Here is a 14,542-nt window from a genome sequence, read left to right on the forward strand (position 1 = left end):
GGGGCGTTCGGACCTGTCTGAAGTGGGTGCTGCTGGTGTGCCCATGCTGTGGGGGGGGCGTTAACGGGGGCGGGCTTACCCAGGTGGCCGTTAGAGGTTCGCGCCGCGGGCGCGCATCTCGCACTGCAGGGCGCCTACATCCACGGACCGGACGGTGCCGCCGTGATCGCGGGCGGCCCAGGCGGCCGCGATGCCGGCCGCTTCACCCATGGTGTGGCAGTTCTGCTGCACGCGGATGCTGGACTGCGCTTCGAAGGTGCTGCTGGCGGCGCGGCCGGGAACCAGCAGGTTCGTGATCCGCTGGGGGATCAGGCAGCGGTAGGGGATGTCATGGTACGCGTCGGGCGCGAAGTAGGGGGCGGTGCCGTCGCGTTCGTGCAGGAGCCGGGCTCCACCTTTGACGCTGTGAATGTCCACCGGGTAGTGGTTGCGGCAGATGCTGTCCTCAAAGCGGGCGCAGTCGAGGATGTCCGTGAGTGTGAGGACGTAGTCGCCGGTGATCCGGCGCGTTTCGCGTACCCCCACCATGGGGGCCACCACGCCGACCACGGCGTCCTCGCAGCCGGGAAGGTAGGTCCGGCAGAAGCTGGTCAGGCGCGTGATGGCCTGCCGGCCGTCGAGTTGAGCGGCGCTGAGGTGCCAGGGGTCGGTGCCGTCGTGCAGGTCGGCGCGGATGCGGGGGCAGTTGAAACTCAGTTCGCCCGGGCGGCCGGGTACGCTGAAGGCCTGGAAGTAGTCGCCGTCGCGCTCAAGCAGCACGCCCTCCTGAACGGCGCGGCGGAAGAGGGGTTCCAGTGTGCTGCGGCGGTCCCACACCATCCAGAAATGCAGGAAGTTCTCGCTGTCCTGCCGCTGGCCCTGGGCGCCGAGGTAGTCGCGCAGGCGGGCGGTGTTCACGCCGGCAAGCGTGAAGCGCAGGCTCATGGCCTGGTGGAGGCCGTCCGCGTCCCCACCGGCCGTGGGGGCGCCGGCGAGCGCGGCGACGTCTGCGTCCCCGGTGGCATCGATGAACGTGCGGGCGTGCAGGCGTTGCAGGCCGCCCTTGTTGTGCACGATCAGGCTGGTGATGTGCCCGCCGGTCACCTCGGGCTGCACGACGTGCGTGTGAAACAGCGCTTCGCCGCCAGCGCCGAGCAGCAGGTCGTCCAGCACGAATTTCAGCCCTTCGGGGTTGAACCAGTTGTCGTTGCCGTTCGCGTCGACCGCGCCGTCGCCGCGTTGCCGGAGCCGTGCCTTGAGTTCGTCGGTGAGGCCGCGGTTGAGGTTCTGCCCGGCGGAGACGTTGCGCATGAGCGGCGTGACCCAGGCGTTCGTGCCGGTGCCGCCGAGGCTGCCCTGCGCTTCGACGATCAGGACGCGCGCACCGGTGCGGGCGGCGGCGATGCCGGCGATGGCGCCGGCGGTCCCGCCGCCCGCGACCAGGACGTCCCATTCCCGTTCGACGGACCGGACGGTGAGGGTCACGTGGCCCTCCAGGGAGACGTGAACAGGTGCCTGAGGGCGGCGAGGGTCAGCCAGTTGAAGTGGGCGGGGTGCGTATCCACTTGCCTGCGGAGCGCCGTCAGCGCCACCCACTGGTGGGCTTCGGCGTGGTCGCCGTGGCGGGTGAGCGTCCCGGTGGCTTCCACGCGGAAGAAGAAGCCGACGCTGTCCACGGGGCCGCGGGTGGTCTGGTACACGAAGGAGGGGGTCAGGCACTCGACGTCCCCGCCTGGCACTGTGGAGTGGGTGAGGTTCAGGTCGTCGAGAAACGCGGTGATGGTCAGGCCGGTCTCCTCGTTCACCTCGCGTTTCAGGGCGGCGGTGATGGGTTCAAACGGGTCGAGTTGTCCGCCGGGGAACTCGAGGGTTCGGGGTTCGCCGGGCTTGGCGCGCACCTGGAGCAGCACCTCCCGGCCGTGCGGGCCAGAACGTTCGATGATCGCGCGGGCGTTCACGTAGAAGGCAGGGCGGCGGGTGAACATCAGCCCTTCACCGCACCTTCCAGGCCTTTCATGAAGTACTTCTGGCCCATCAGGAACACCACGAGAATGGGGATGATGGTGATGACGGCGCCGGCCATCACGGCGCGGGAGTTGGTGCTGAACGTGCCGGACAGTTCCAGCAGCCCTGCGGAGAGGGGCAGCATGTTCTTGTCGGGCAGCATGATGCGGGCCCACAGAAACGAGTTCCAGTACGCCACGAATTCCAGAATGGCGAACGCTGCGATGGTGGGCAGGGCGAGAGGCAGCATGATGCGGCGCCAGATGGTGAGTTCCGGTGCGCCGTCGATCCGGGCGGCCTCGATCAGTTCCAGCGGAACGCCCAGGTACGCCTGCCTTAGTAGAAACAGCCCGACGATGCTGGCCGCGCCGGGCAGCACCACGGCGAGGTACTGGCGGATCATGTCTGCGGCTGGGCTGGTCTGCTGGAGCAGGCCCAGTTTGATGGTGGTGATGTAGTTGACGATCAGTCCTGCCTCGTTCGGCAGCACCATCAGGATCAGGATGGCGTAGAAGATCAGGTCCCGGCCCGGGAAGCGCATTTTGGCCAGCGGGTACGCGGCGAGCGTGGCGAGCGTGGTGGTGAGGGTGACGCCCAGCGCGCAGATCACGACGGAGTTCATGATCAGGCGCCAGAAGGGGACGGTGGTGCCGCTGAACATCTCAGCGTAGTTGCGCAGGCTGAAGCTGCGCGGCAGGAGTTTCACCTCGTAGATGTTCCCGGTGGGTTCCAGGGACGTGATGAGCGTCCAGTAGAAGGGGTAGAGCATGATCAGTGCGATGACGGTCAGTACGGCGTACGCCACGAGGTTGCGCAGGCCCTGGCGGCGCCGGCGCGCGACCTTCAGGCGGGCGGCCACCTGCGCGTGACGGTCACGCTGCAGCACTTCCTGGGGGAGGGAGGTCTCAGGCATCGGTGCGCCCTCCCCGGGTCAGGCGGAAGTTCAGCAGGCCGAACAGGATGCTGACCACCGCGACGACCATGCTCGCGGCGGCGGCCAGTCCGAAGTTGAAGTCCCCGCCGAAAGCTTTGGAGAACGAGTACATCAGCGCGGAGTACGTGCTGCCGGCGGGGTAGCCGTTGGGCGTCATGACGTACAGCTCCTCGAACACCTTCACGGCGCTGATGGTGGACAGCAGGCTGCACACCAGGATGGTGGGGCGCAGGCCCGGCAGCGTGATGTTCCAGAACACCTGCGCGCGGGTGGCGCCGTCGATCACGGCGGCTTCCTCCAGTTCCGGGCTGATGCCCTGCAGGCCGGCGAGGTACAGCACCATGTAGTACCCGATGCCCTTCCAGAGGGTGACGAACATGACGGCGAACAGCGCGGTGGCGGGAGAGTCCAGCAGGCTGTGATCCCCGTGCATCAGGCCGAGGGCCATCAGGAGGCTGTTCACGGCGCCGCCCTGCTTGTACAGCCACGACCAGATGAGGCCAACCACGGCGAAGCTGGTCACGACCGGCACGTAGTACGCCGTGCGGAAGAACCCGATGCCTTTCAGGGGGCGGTTGACGAGGAGCGCGACCAGGATGGAGATCACCTGGATCACGGGGACGACCAGCACGTACTTCAGGCTGTTGCGCAGCCCGGACCAGAACTGCTCGTCGGCGAAGAGTTCGCGGAAGTTCGCGAGGCCCACCCATTTGGGCGGGCTGATGATGTTGTATTCCGTGAACGCCAGGTACGTGCCGAACACCACGGGCCACGTGTGGTACACGACGAGCAGGACCAGGAAGGGCAGCATGAACGCGTAGGCGATCAGCGTGTTGCGGACCGTGACGGAGGCGCCGGTGCCGCCGCGGCGGTGTTGTTCACGGCGCGACACGCGCCGCCGTTTTGCTGTCATGTCCGGCAGTGTAGCGGCACTGACGCGGGCTGGCGTGAAAAATCAGCCCCCGGTGATGGGGGCTGGTCTGGACCGTCTGGACATGACTGGCGTGAAGCCCTGGACTCAGTGACCGTCACCGTCGCGGGCTTCGTGTTGACCCTCGCGGTACTCGACCTGGGCTTCGCGGTTGTGAAGTTCGGCTTTCGCGCGGTCTTCGAGCGCTTCGGCCTTGTGGTGGGCGTCGCCGGTCACGGCGTGCGCGGCGTTGTGACCCGCCTCGCGGGCGCGGTCGGCGGCCTCGTTGACCTTGGCTGCTGCGGCGTCGGCCATGTTCTGCATGGTGCTCTTGTCGCTCATCGGTGCGGTCCTCCTGAATCTGAATTCCCGGCGTGGGTACCTCCAGCATCCCGCCGGGCTCATCCGGTTGGGTAAGACGGACCTTGAGGTGGTCCGGAGTGTCCCTGCCGGAAATCTTCACGTTGGCGCGGGGCTGCGCTGAACTGCGTATAAACCCTTCGGGTAACAGGTACACCAACTCGCGCCCTCGCCGGGTGGAGTACAGTGGACCCCGTCATGGATAAGCACATCAAGGTGCCCGCGCAGGGCGAGAAGATCACGATGCAAGACGGCAAGCTGAACGTGCCGAACCACCCCGTGATTCCCTTCGTGGAAGGCGACGGAACGGGCCCGGACATCTGGCGTGCCAGCGTGCGCGTTCTCGACGCGGCCGTGGACATCGCGTACGGCGGCGAGCGGAAGATCGAGTGGATGGAAGTCTACGCCGGCGAGAAGAGCCTTGAGGTGTACGGCGAGAACGAGTGGCTGCCCCAGAGCACCGTCAATGCCTTCAACGAGTACCTGTTCGGCATCAAGGGCCCGCTGACCACCCCGGTCGGCACCGGCATCCGCAGCATCAACGTGGCGCTCCGTCAGGAACTGGACCTGTACGCCTGCGTGCGTCCCGTGCAGTACTTCAACGGCGTGCCCAGCCCCGTCAAGCGCCCGCAGGACGTGGACATGGTGATCTTCCGGGAGAACACCGAGGACATCTACGCCGGCATCGAGTACAAGGCCGGCACGGACGAGGCCGATAAGGTGCGCGGCTTCCTGATGCGCGAGATGGGCGTCAAGAAAATCCGCTTCCCCGACAGCAGCTCGTTCGGCATCAAACCTGTGTCCCGCGAAGGGACCGAGCGCCTGGTGCGCGCCGCCATCCAGTTCGCCATCGACAACGGCCGCAAGAGCGTCGCGCTGGTGCACAAGGGCAACATCATGAAGTTCACGGAGGGCGGCTTCCGCGACTGGGGCTATGAGCTCGCCAAACGCGAGTTCGGCGGCGTGGAACTCGACGGGGGCCCCTGGCTGCAGCTGCCGGGCGGAATCGTCATCAAGGACGTCATCGCGGATAACTTCCTGCAGCAGATCCTGCTGCGCCCCACGGACTACGACGTGATCGCCACCCTGAACCTGAACGGCGACTACATCAGCGACGCGCTTGCCGCGCAGGTCGGCGGGATCGGCATTGCGCCCGGCGCGAACATCAACTACGTGACGGGTCACGCGATTTTCGAGGCGACCCACGGCACGGCGCCCAAGTACGCCGGCAAGGACGTCATCAACCCCAGCTCCGTGATTCTGAGCGGCGAGATGATGCTGCGCTACATGGGCTGGACCGAAGCGGCCGACCTGATCCTGCGCGGCCTGGACGACACCATCCAGCAGAAGGTCGTCACGTACGACTTCGCCCGCAACATGGAAGGCGCCACCGAAGTGAAGACCAGCGAGTTCGGCAACCGGATTATTGAGAACATGCAGGCCCGCAAGGCCTGAGGACTGAACATAGAGGAGGGGCGCCCCGCACCGGAGCGCCCCTCCTCTGTGTTGTGGGGTGCAGCGCTGAATTCAGGCGCGCAGGCGGTCAGCGTAGTACTGCCGCAGTTTCGTGACCTTCGGGGCAATCACGGCCACGCAGTAGGGCTGTCGGGGGTTGTTCTCGTAGTAGTTCTGGTGGTAGTCCTCGGCCACGTGGAACTCGCTGGCGGGCTCGATGGTGGTCACGATCGGCTGCCCGAACACGTCCTGCCGGGTCAGGTCCTCAATGACCTCGCGCGTCTGCGCCTCCTGTTCAGGCGTCAGCGGAAATACGGCGCTGCGGTACTGGGTGCCCACGTCGGCCCCCTGCCGGTTCAGGCTCGTGGGGTCGTGCGTGGCGAAAAACAGGCCCAGCAGGTCCGTGTAGGACACCTGGGCCGGGTCGAAGGTCACGCGGACCGCTTCGGCGTGCCCGGTGGTGCCGCTGCACACGCTGCGGTAGTCGGGGGTGGGGGTATGCCCGCCGATGTACCCGCTCTCGATCTTCTGCACGCCGCGCACGTCCTTCAGGACCGCCTCGGTGCACCAGAAGCATCCGCCGGCAAGAATGGCCTGCTGCGCACCTGTCGAACTGGTTGTCATGCCGGGTATTCTCCGCTGCCGGGGGCGGCCGGAAGGTGTGTTGCGTTCCGGTCAGGCCAAGGGGAGTTCCGGTTCGCCGTTCTCACTGACCAGCGCTTCAAGCAGTCGGACGGATTCCTCCAGCCGGTGTGCCTGCACGCGCGCAGCGGTGCGGGCCTGACGCCATTCCAGCTGGAGGCGGGCGCGACTCAGTGGGTCGCCCCCAAGCTGGGTGAGGCGGGCGGCGCGGCGTTCCAGGTCCCCGATCTGCATGCGCAGTTCCCGAAGGGCCGCCTGGTGGGTGCGCGCGGCGCGCAGCGTGGTGTCCAACTGGGCGCGCGCCTCCTCCTCGGCGAGGTGCACGGCGTGCTGGGCGTGCATCACGGCCGGGCTGTCCTCCCCGGACTGCCACTGCGTGTAGTTCAGGGTCTGTCGGGCGCGCAGCACGCTGGGGTGCAGCGGCACGCCAAGCGCGAAGCGGGCGTGGGCGAGGTCCACCTCCGGCGCGGTCAGGGGGGTGTCTGCGAGGGTCAGGTCAATCAGGGGCGTGAAGGCGTCCAGGAAGGCGCGGGTCTGCGCGGCCATCAGGCGGGTGTGGGCCAGGCGCGGCCCCACGGGTTCGCGGGCCCGCAGGGCGCCTTCGAGTTCCGTGACGTTGAGTTCCAGCAGTTCAGCCTGGGCGGCGGCGGCGGCCACCTGATCAGCGACCTCCACGCGGGCGTGGTCCGCGCGCAGGCGGCTGAGCATCTCCTCGGTCTCCCAGCGGCGCACCTCGGCCTGCGTAGCCTGCACGTCCCACTCGGCGGCGCGTTCCAGGCTGCGCAGGTCCGGGTTGACGCGGATGGCGCTCAGGCTGCGCCCGGCAATCTCGGCGTGCGAGCGGGACAACAGCAGCGGGAGGTCATGGGCGCGGCGGCCCCAGCGCAGCGGTGTGGGCGCGGGCGCAATGGGTCCCTCGGTGGGCTGCGCAGGCACAGGCACAGCCTCGGCGAATTTGGCGAGGTCGAGGGTGGTCCCTTCAAGCCAGCGGTCGGCGCGGGCGTGACCGTACTCATCGTGCATCTGCGCGTAGATGTCCTGAAGGACCGCCACCACGTCCCGCGGCCCCAGGGCGCGGATGGCAGTCCAGCCGCGACGCTGCACGGCACTCTGAATGGCAAGCTCCGCTTCCCGCACGCCCAGCTCGGTGCTGAGGCGGGCGCGCAGCCAGTCGCGGTACGGGTCGCTGCTGGGGCGGGTCATGCGCTCCGCCGGCGGCGCTGGCGGGCACATTCGAACAGCATCAGGGCGGCGGCCGTGGCCACATTCAGGGAGTCCGCGCCGCGGGAAGCGTTCATGGGGATGCTCACGCTGTGGTCCGTCTGGCGCCACTGGGCGGGCAGCCCTTCGTGCTCGGTGCCCAGCAGCAGGGCCACCCGCCCGGTGAGGGGTGCGTCCCAGTACGCCCGGGGTGCGTCCGGCGTGCAGGCGAAGGTGGTGAACTGCCGCGCGGCCAGCCAGGCCTGAGCGTCGTGCTCAGTCATCACGGCGACCGGCAGGGTGAACACGCTGCCCTGCGAGGCGCGGATCACGTTCGGGCCGTACGGGTCCGCGCCGCGGCCCAGCACGATCACGCTGTCGGCGCCGGCAGCGTCCGCGCTGCGCAGGATCGCGCCGACATTGCCGGGTTTCTCCAGGCCGTGCAGCAGCACCGTGACCGCCTGCGGGCCGGGTTCGGGCAGCGTGACGCGTGGGGTGGGCGCCAGCGCGATCAGCCCGTCGGGGTTCTCACGGCCGCTCACCTTCCCGAAAGCGGCGCGGCTGAGCAGCGCGCCGGGCGCCTGAAGGGTGGGGGCCAGGCCGGCCGCCTCGGCGCTGTGCAGGTCCGGGGCGCTGTACACGGCGCTCAGCGACACGCCGCTGCTCACGGCGCGGGCGATCTCGCGGGCACCTTCGATCACGATGACGCCCTCCTGCTCGCGGTCGCGGCGGCTGCGCAGCCGCACCAGCCGCTTGACGTGCGCGTTCTGCAGGGAGGTAATAACTTCAGGGGCACTCATTGCCTGCATTATGAGCCACCCCCCGCAGCCTGCCGGTGCGCGTGAGCCCGAAATGCTTTAGCCTGCGCGCATGCCCGTGGCGTATCCCACCTTCAAGTCCTGCCCGTGCGGGACGGGCCGCAGTTACGGCCACTGCTGCGGTCCGCTGCACGCCGGGCAGCAGGCGGCCGCCACGCCCGAGGCGCTGATGAGATCCCGGTACGCGGCGTACGCGCTGGGGGACGCCGAGTACGTGCAGCGCACCTGGCACGTCCACACTCGCCCCGGAACGCTCGACCTGCGCGACGGCACCCGGTACGTGGGGCTGCGCGTGGACAGCAGCGGCGACGACTGGGTGAGTTTCACAGCCCAGCTGAAACTTCCGGACGGACAGAAATACGTGCTGCGCGAACGGAGCCGGTTCGTGCAGGTGGACGGCGCCTGGGTGTACCTGGACGGCGAGACGCCGGACGCGTGAGCCCGCGCGGTGGGAACCCGATCAGTATGGAGCCCGTAGGAGTGGCATGACCGAGCAGCAGACGCGTCCGCCCCGACCTCTGACCCTCAAGGCTCCGGGCCGCCGCGCCGGACTGATCGCGGGCAGCGTCCTCATCGCGGCGCTGCTCGTCGCGCAGAGCGTCAAGGTGATTCCGGCCGGCTACGTGGGCGTGACCTTCAGTGCCCTGTCCGGCGTCAAAAGTCAGCCCATGCAGGAGGGCGTGCACTTCCTGACGCCGTTCGTGGATCACCTGACCCTGTACGACGCCAAGCTGCAGGAGGTGACGCTGGCGGACAAGGTGCAGGACGGCGACGAGGGGGCCATCCGCGCGCGCAGCAAGGAGGGTCTGGAGATCACGGCGGACGTGACCGTTCAGTTCCGGGTGGACCGCAGCAAGGCGGCCGTGCTGCACAAGGAGCTCGGGCGGGACTACGTGCGGACCGTGATCCGGCCCCAGGTGCGCAGCAAGGTCCGGGACGCGATCGGGCAGTTCAGCGCGGCGGACATTATCAGCACGCAGCGGCAGCAGGTGGAGGCCAGCATCACCAGGGCGCTGCGAGAGGTGTTCGAGCAGAACAACCTCACCCTCGACGGCGTGCTGCTCCGGGAGCTGCGCATCCCGGAGAGCGTCGCCAAGGCCATCGAGCAGAAGCAGACGGCCGAGCAGCAGGTGGCCGTGGAGCGCAACCGTCTCCAGCAGGCGGACATCTCCGCGCAGCGGCAGGTGGTGGAGGCGGAGGGGGCCGCGAAGGCCGCGGTGGCCAAGGCGCGCGGGGAGGCGCAGGCGCTGTCGCTGCGCGGCCGGGCCCTGCGTGAGAACCCGCAGCTGATTCAGCTGACTGTCGCTGAAAAACTCGCGCCCGGCATTCAGACGGTCATGCTGCCCAGTGACGGCAACTTTCTGCTGGACGTGGCGAACCTGACTGGGAAGGCAGGCAGCAGCACACCGTGATCACCGGCCTGCTGCTCCTGATTGCCGTGGCGCTGATCGTGGCGGCGCTGCGCGCCCGGCCAGCGGCCCCGGCCCAGCCCCCCCCCGTGGCTCCGGCACAGACGCCTGAAAGCACGGTGCTGCGCCTGCCGGAACCGGCGCGTGCGCGCGCCTGGGCGCTGATGTGTCAGGTGCACGACGCGCTGCAGCAGCCCGGGCTGGACCCGCGCAGCAGCTGGCTCCTGACCCAGACGCGGGACGCCTACCTGCCAGATACCGTGGAGGCGTACCTGAGCCTCACCCCTGCCTCACGCGCCCTCCTGGAACGCCAGGGTCAACCGGCCGAGGCGCTCCTCGGGGAGCAGCTGACCCTGATGGAAGGCGGTCTGCGCGAGGTCCTGCGTCACGATCACGCCGCTGCAGACCGCCTGCTGACGCAGGGGCGGTTCCTGCGTGAACGCTTCGGCGCAGACGAACTTCGGCTCGGCCACCCCAAGCGGGACTAGGACCGCAGGCCCCTTCCGGCTGCCGCCGACAGCGGTCAGCAGGTGGCCGGGGTCAGTGCTCCCGGACGAAGCCGCTGCCCAGGAAGCCCTGCAGCATGGGTTCCAGGTCATGCAGGGCCACGTCGCTGCGCAGGGCGTACTCGGCGGGCGTCAGGTCCTCGCCCAAGGCGCGCATGAAGGCCAGTCCGGCCGGGCCGTGCTGCGCACGGAACGCCTGGTGAATGCTGGTAATGGCATTCATGGCGTCCCGCCCGCGGAGCGTCAGCGTGTAGTGATGGTGGGCCCAACCGGCGAGGCTGCGCGGAAGAATCAGAGTCTGTGGGCGCAGGGGCGCCGGGAACGCGCCCTCATAAGGCAGGGTGGCATTCATGGTGGCCGTGATCTCACCGCGCTCGTAGAAGATCGCGCCGGTGGGGCGGGCGTGCAGTCCGGTGAAGTCCTCGGTGAGGTTGAATTTCCAGGCGCGTGACCCGATGCCGCTCAGAATGTGCGCGAGTCCCGGGGCAAGGGGATGCGCATTCAGAACGGCCCCCTGCTCGTAAAGGTGCAGCAGTTCCCCCAGCGCCTGCTCGCCGGTGGCGCTCGCAGCGGCGGCGGTTACAGTCCGGCCTTCGAACAGCAGGACGTAGGCGTGCTGCTCACCGAGCGAGGCGTGCAGGTACCCGTACCAGGTCTGCTCGTGAAGGTACTTCAGGAAGGCGTGCAGGTCGCAGAACTGGTGGCTCAGGCCGATGTGGGTGGCTTCCGCCTGCGGCAGGAAACGCGCCAGGAACGGCGCGGCGCCGGGGAACATGGGGTGCAGGTCCTGCACCATGTCCGCGAGGTCCGGTTCGTCGGCCGGTGGGGGCGCCGGGTCGTGGCGGGGGGTGCCGCTGGGTTCAGTCATTCGCTCCTCCGGGCCGGGTCAGGACGCGCATTCGCCGCTCAGGACCTCAGCGCCGGGCCGGATCTCGTCGGGGAGGAGTTCGCGCAGGTGTTCACGGAACCGCGTGGCGTTGTGCACGTACCGCTGAGCATTACCCCCACTGGGCGCAGGCCGCACCACGCGTGCCGGAACGCCCACCGCGAGCATGCCGTCCGGGACATGCGCTCCTTCAGGCAGGACCGCGCCGGCCCCCAGGACCGCGCCGGCCCCCAGACTGGACCCGCTGAGCATCACGGCCCCCATGCCGACCAGGCTGCCGGGACCGCAGGTCGCCCCGTGCACGATGGCGCGGTGGCCGACGGTCACGTGGTCCATCAGCACGCAGGGCCAGCCGGCGTCGGTGTGCAGCACCGCGCCGTCCTGCACGTTGCTGCCCGGGCCGATGGTGATGGGTTCCAGGTCGCCGCGCAGCACCGCACCGAACCAGACGCTGGCCTGCGGCGCGACGGTCACCTGCCCGATGATCTCGGCGCTCGGGGCGATGAAGGCGGTGGGGTGAATCTGGGGCCTGTGCCCTTCCAGGGCGTAGCGCGGCATGACTTCCTCCGGGGGCTCACGCTGGCCTCCCGGCCCCCTGTATGGGGCGGCGTGGACGGCGCAGCGCGGCAAGCAATGAATTGCGGTCAGGGTAGCACGGCGTGTCAGGTGGCGCGGCCCGCACTCCATCCGGCGGGCAGGCAGCGCTCATCTTTGACGTCCGGCTTATGTGAAACGTGCGATAATCCTCGAGTCTCATCGTGTTGCGCCACCAGATGGGTCCGGTCCAGAGGGCTCGGATCCGGCTGCCACACCCATGGGATGCAAGGAGAGTTATGGCTCAAGGTCGTGTGAAGTGGTTCAACGTCGAGAAAGGCTACGGATTCATCGAGCACCCCGGCAACCCGGACGTGTTTGTGCACTACAGCGCCATTCAGAGTGGTGGGTTCCGCAAGCTGAACGAGGGCGATGAAGTCGAGTTTGAGGTCGAGGCCGGCCAGGGCAGCAAGGGGCCCCAGGCCAGGAACGTCGTGGTGACCCACGCCGCTCCCGTCGCCATGGGCGGGGGCGACAGCCGCAGCAGCCGCTGGTAGGCATTACCCTGTCCCGGGCGGGCGCCGCGGCGCCCGCCCTTTGTGGTGCAGCCGCGCAGGTGGGGCATCGCCACAACTCCGCCCGTCCTACCATGACCCCATGACTGACGCCGCTCTTTCCCACCGCGAATACGGCCGCCCCCAGGCGCCGGCCACTCCGCCCGAGGCCGTGCCGGGGCCCGTGGAGCGGCATGACATGCAGTTTACCGGCGCCGCCGGCGAGTACTTCCGCTTGTGGATCGTGAACGTGGCCCTGACCCTCGTGACGCTCGGGCTGTACCTGCCGTGGGCGCGGGTGCGGACCCGCCAGTACTTCTACGGGCACACGTGGCTGGCCGGGCAGAACTTCGAGTACCGCGCCAACCCGGCGGCGCTGCTGCGCGGGTACCTGCTGGTGGGCACACTGTTCGCGCTGTATGCCTTCGGGAGTCAGACGGAGCGGTGGTGGCTGGTCGTGCCGATCATTCTGATCTACGTGGCGGTGTACCCGTGGCTGGTGTGGAAGTCCATGCGGTTTCAGGCGGCCAATACCTTCCACCGGGGTCTGAACTTCTCGTTCCACGGTACGGTGCGCAACTCGTATGTGGCGTACGGCGCGGCGAATGTCGCCTCGTCCGTGATCGGGTTTGCGCTGCCGTGGGCGTGGTTCATGCAGCGCCGCTACCAGGTGAACGGGGTGGGCTTCGGGCAGGCGCGCGCGGCCTTCCGGGGGGACGTGGCGCCGTTCTACATGGTCGGCCTGACCGGCCTTGGCCTGACTGTGGGGGGCGGGCTCGCGGCGGTGCTGCTGGGGGGCCTGCTGGCGGGCGTCGTGGCCGTCGTGAGCGGTGACCTGAACCAGTCGGGGGACGTGTGGGACCGCCTGTCCCCGGGCACCATCCTCACGTTCGTGGGGGTCGCGTACGTCTCGTTCCTGCTGTTGTACGTGGTGGCGTGGCAGTACGTGCGCGGCGCGACCATGAAGTACGTGCTGAACCAGGCGGAGCTGGGGGGCGTGGTGAGGACGGGCGCGACCTTCAGTCCGTGGGGGCTGGTGTGGCTGAGCGTCACGAACAGCCTCGCGCAGATGCTGACGCTGGGCCTGGCGACCCCCTGGGCAGCTGTGCGGCGCGCCCGCTTCGTGCTGGAGGGGCTGCACGTGCGGACCATCACGGACCTCGATCATTTCCGCGGGCAGGCGCAGCCGCCCGGCACCGCCGTTGGCGAGGCGGCCACGGAACTGCTCGATATTCAGGTGGGCTTCTGATGATTCCCGAGGCGGCGCTGCGCGGCGTGTACTTCGACGGGCAGAGCAGCCGCGACCAGCCCGCGCAACTGACTCTGGGCGGCACTGACGCCCTGCTGAGCCTGGACGGGCCCGGGGAGGACCAGCGGTGGCCGGTCTCGGCCCTGACCGTGGACCCGCCGGTTCCGGGGGTGCGCCGCGTGGTGAAGTTCCCGGACGGCGGGCGGTTCGAGTCAGCGCAGACCGCGGACCTGCGGGCGTGGGAGCGCGCCGCAGGCCGCAACCGCGCGCTGCGGGGGGTGGCGTGGCTGGAAGCCCACTGGGGCAGCGCCCTGACGGCGGTCGCGGTGGCGTTCGGGCTGCTGGGAGGCTTCATCGTGTGGGGGATCCCCGCGCTGGCGACGCAGGCGGCGCGGGTCACGCCGCGCACCGTCCTGGCGGCCTTTGACCGGGAGACCCTGGAGTTTCTGGAAACCCAGAAGCTGATCGGGCCGAGTGGCCTGCCCGCGGCGCGGCAGGCTCAACTTCAACGGTCGTTCGGGCGCGTGCGCAGCTGGGCAGGCGGCAGTTACCCGTACCGGCTGCTGCTGCGTGACGGAGAGGTGGGCGGAGACCTGGAGCTGGGCGCGAATGCGTTCGCCCTGCCGAACGGCACCATTGTCATGACTGATCAACTCGTGCGGCTGGCCCGCAGTGACCGGGAACTGCTGGGCGTGCTGGCCCACGAGACGGGGCACGTCACGCGGCGGCACGGACTGGCCGCGGTCTACCAGGGACTGGGCCTGGGGCTGGTGACCACCCTGCTGACGGGAGACCTCGTGAGTTCGAGTACCTTTGCGGCGGCGGTGCCTGCAGCGATCCTGAAGGGCGGGTACTCCCGCGCGGCCGAAAGCGAGTCGGATGAGGACTCCGCGCGGTTCATGATGGAGGCGTTCGGCACCACCCGGCCGCTCCAGGCCATCCTCGCGCGCCTCGAAGCCGACGCGCGCGAGAAGGCTGAGGACCGTGGGCTGGGCTCGTGGCTGGACGTGTTCCGGTCGCATCCGGTCACGGCGCAGCGGATTGCGTCGCTCAGGGCGCTGGAGAGCGCGGCGCGCGGCGCCCCGTGACGCTACCCTCAGAG

The 14,542-nt window shown here is 68.9% G+C and carries 17 protein-coding genes; 7 read left to right on the top strand and 10 right to left on the bottom strand.

Annotation, left to right across the window (positions count from 1 at the left end):
* Positions 1-90: 90 nt before the first annotated feature.
* The 5 genes from LAJ19_RS06480 to LAJ19_RS06500 form a co-directional block, all read right to left on the bottom strand.
* Positions 91-1,464: an FAD-dependent oxidoreductase gene (locus LAJ19_RS06480; RefSeq protein ID WP_225477711.1), complete on the bottom strand. Its 1,374-nt coding sequence runs from the start codon at positions 1,462-1,464 to the stop codon at positions 91-93.
* Positions 1,461-1,964, bottom strand: a complete 504-nt coding sequence (locus LAJ19_RS06485; protein WP_225477712.1) for an NUDIX domain-containing protein — start codon at positions 1,962-1,964, stop codon at positions 1,461-1,463. Before LAJ19_RS06485 ends, LAJ19_RS06480 begins: the two co-directional genes overlap by 4 nt.
* Positions 1,964-2,896: a carbohydrate ABC transporter permease gene (locus tag LAJ19_RS06490; protein ID WP_225477714.1), complete on the bottom strand. Its 933-nt coding sequence runs from the start codon at positions 2,894-2,896 to the stop codon at positions 1,964-1,966. The genes LAJ19_RS06485 and LAJ19_RS06490 overlap by 1 nt, the downstream gene beginning before the upstream one ends.
* The gene (locus LAJ19_RS06495) at positions 2,889-3,830 is read right to left on the bottom strand and encodes a carbohydrate ABC transporter permease (RefSeq protein WP_225477716.1); all 942 of its coding nucleotides are present in this window, start codon (positions 3,828-3,830) and stop codon (positions 2,889-2,891) included. The genes LAJ19_RS06490 and LAJ19_RS06495 overlap by 8 nt, the downstream gene beginning before the upstream one ends.
* 105 nt (positions 3,831-3,935) lie before the next feature.
* Positions 3,936-4,169: a hypothetical protein gene (locus LAJ19_RS06500; RefSeq protein WP_225477718.1), complete on the bottom strand. Its 234-nt coding sequence runs from the start codon at positions 4,167-4,169 to the stop codon at positions 3,936-3,938.
* Between the two features lie 216 nt (positions 4,170-4,385).
* Between LAJ19_RS06500 and icd the strand changes: the two genes are divergently transcribed.
* Positions 4,386-5,642, top strand: a complete 1,257-nt coding sequence (icd, locus tag LAJ19_RS06505; RefSeq protein WP_225477720.1) for an NADP-dependent isocitrate dehydrogenase — start codon at positions 4,386-4,388, stop codon at positions 5,640-5,642.
* 72 nt (positions 5,643-5,714) lie between these two features.
* Here the strand turns inward: icd and msrA are convergent, their stop codons facing one another.
* The 3 genes from msrA to LAJ19_RS06520 are packed head-to-tail and all read right to left on the bottom strand — an operon-like array spanning position 5,715 to position 8,284.
* Complete coding sequence (gene msrA, locus LAJ19_RS06510; RefSeq protein WP_225477722.1) at positions 5,715-6,266, bottom strand: peptide-methionine (S)-S-oxide reductase MsrA; 552 nt, start codon at positions 6,264-6,266, stop codon at positions 5,715-5,717.
* Between the two features lie 51 nt (positions 6,267-6,317).
* Complete coding sequence (locus LAJ19_RS06515) at positions 6,318-7,487, bottom strand: hypothetical protein (RefSeq protein ID WP_225477724.1); 1,170 nt, start codon at positions 7,485-7,487, stop codon at positions 6,318-6,320.
* A complete protein-coding gene (locus LAJ19_RS06520) occupies positions 7,484-8,284 on the bottom strand; it encodes a TrmH family RNA methyltransferase (protein ID WP_225477727.1) in 801 nt (266 codons plus the stop codon). Before LAJ19_RS06520 ends, LAJ19_RS06515 begins: the two co-directional genes overlap by 4 nt.
* A 70-nt stretch (positions 8,285-8,354) precedes the next feature.
* Between LAJ19_RS06520 and LAJ19_RS06525 the strand changes: the two genes are divergently transcribed.
* Genes LAJ19_RS06525 through LAJ19_RS06535 form a run of 3 tightly spaced genes read left to right on the top strand, consistent with a single transcriptional unit; the run spans position 8,355 to position 10,199 of the window.
* Positions 8,355-8,741 (top strand): YchJ family protein, encoded by a 387-nt coding sequence (locus LAJ19_RS06525; RefSeq protein ID WP_225477728.1) that lies wholly within the window; start codon positions 8,355-8,357, stop codon positions 8,739-8,741.
* A 46-nt stretch (positions 8,742-8,787) separates the two neighbouring features.
* A complete protein-coding gene (locus tag LAJ19_RS06530) occupies positions 8,788-9,714 on the top strand; it encodes a prohibitin family protein (protein ID WP_225477731.1) in 927 nt (308 codons plus the stop codon).
* Entirely contained in the window at positions 9,711-10,199 is a 489-nt protein-coding gene (locus LAJ19_RS06535) for a hypothetical protein (RefSeq protein ID WP_225477733.1), read from the top strand. The genes LAJ19_RS06530 and LAJ19_RS06535 overlap by 4 nt, the downstream gene beginning before the upstream one ends.
* Before the next feature lie 52 nt (positions 10,200-10,251).
* Here the strand turns inward: LAJ19_RS06535 and LAJ19_RS06540 are convergent, their stop codons facing one another.
* Together LAJ19_RS06540 and LAJ19_RS06545 are read right to left on the bottom strand one after the other, a co-directional pair.
* The gene (locus LAJ19_RS06540; RefSeq protein ID WP_225477735.1) at positions 10,252-11,085 is read right to left on the bottom strand and encodes a hypothetical protein; all 834 of its coding nucleotides are present in this window, start codon (positions 11,083-11,085) and stop codon (positions 10,252-10,254) included.
* Between the two features lie 18 nt (positions 11,086-11,103).
* A complete protein-coding gene (locus LAJ19_RS06545; protein ID WP_225477736.1) occupies positions 11,104-11,661 on the bottom strand; it encodes a gamma carbonic anhydrase family protein in 558 nt (185 codons plus the stop codon).
* A gap of 275 nt (positions 11,662-11,936) precedes the next feature.
* On the opposite strand from LAJ19_RS06545, the gene LAJ19_RS06550 reads away from it, so the two are divergent.
* The 3 genes from LAJ19_RS06550 (at position 11,937) to LAJ19_RS06560 (ending at position 14,528) form a co-directional block, all read left to right on the top strand.
* Entirely contained in the window at positions 11,937-12,194 is a 258-nt protein-coding gene (locus LAJ19_RS06550; protein ID WP_225477737.1) for a cold-shock protein, read from the top strand.
* 100 nt (positions 12,195-12,294) lie between these two features.
* Positions 12,295-13,440 carry a YjgN family protein gene (locus LAJ19_RS06555; RefSeq protein ID WP_225477739.1) on the top strand — a complete coding sequence of 382 codons (1,146 nt, stop codon included), beginning with the start codon at positions 12,295-12,297 and terminating at the stop codon, positions 13,438-13,440.
* Positions 13,440-14,528, top strand: coding sequence for a M48 family metallopeptidase (locus LAJ19_RS06560; protein WP_225477741.1), 1,089 nt, complete (start codon positions 13,440-13,442; stop codon positions 14,526-14,528). The genes LAJ19_RS06555 and LAJ19_RS06560 overlap by 1 nt, the downstream gene beginning before the upstream one ends.
* The last annotated feature ends 14 nt before the right edge of the window (positions 14,529-14,542 follow it).

This window comes from Deinococcus taeanensis, assembly GCF_020229735.1.
GTDB classification, from domain to species: domain Bacteria; phylum Deinococcota; class Deinococci; order Deinococcales; family Deinococcaceae; genus Deinococcus; species Deinococcus taeanensis.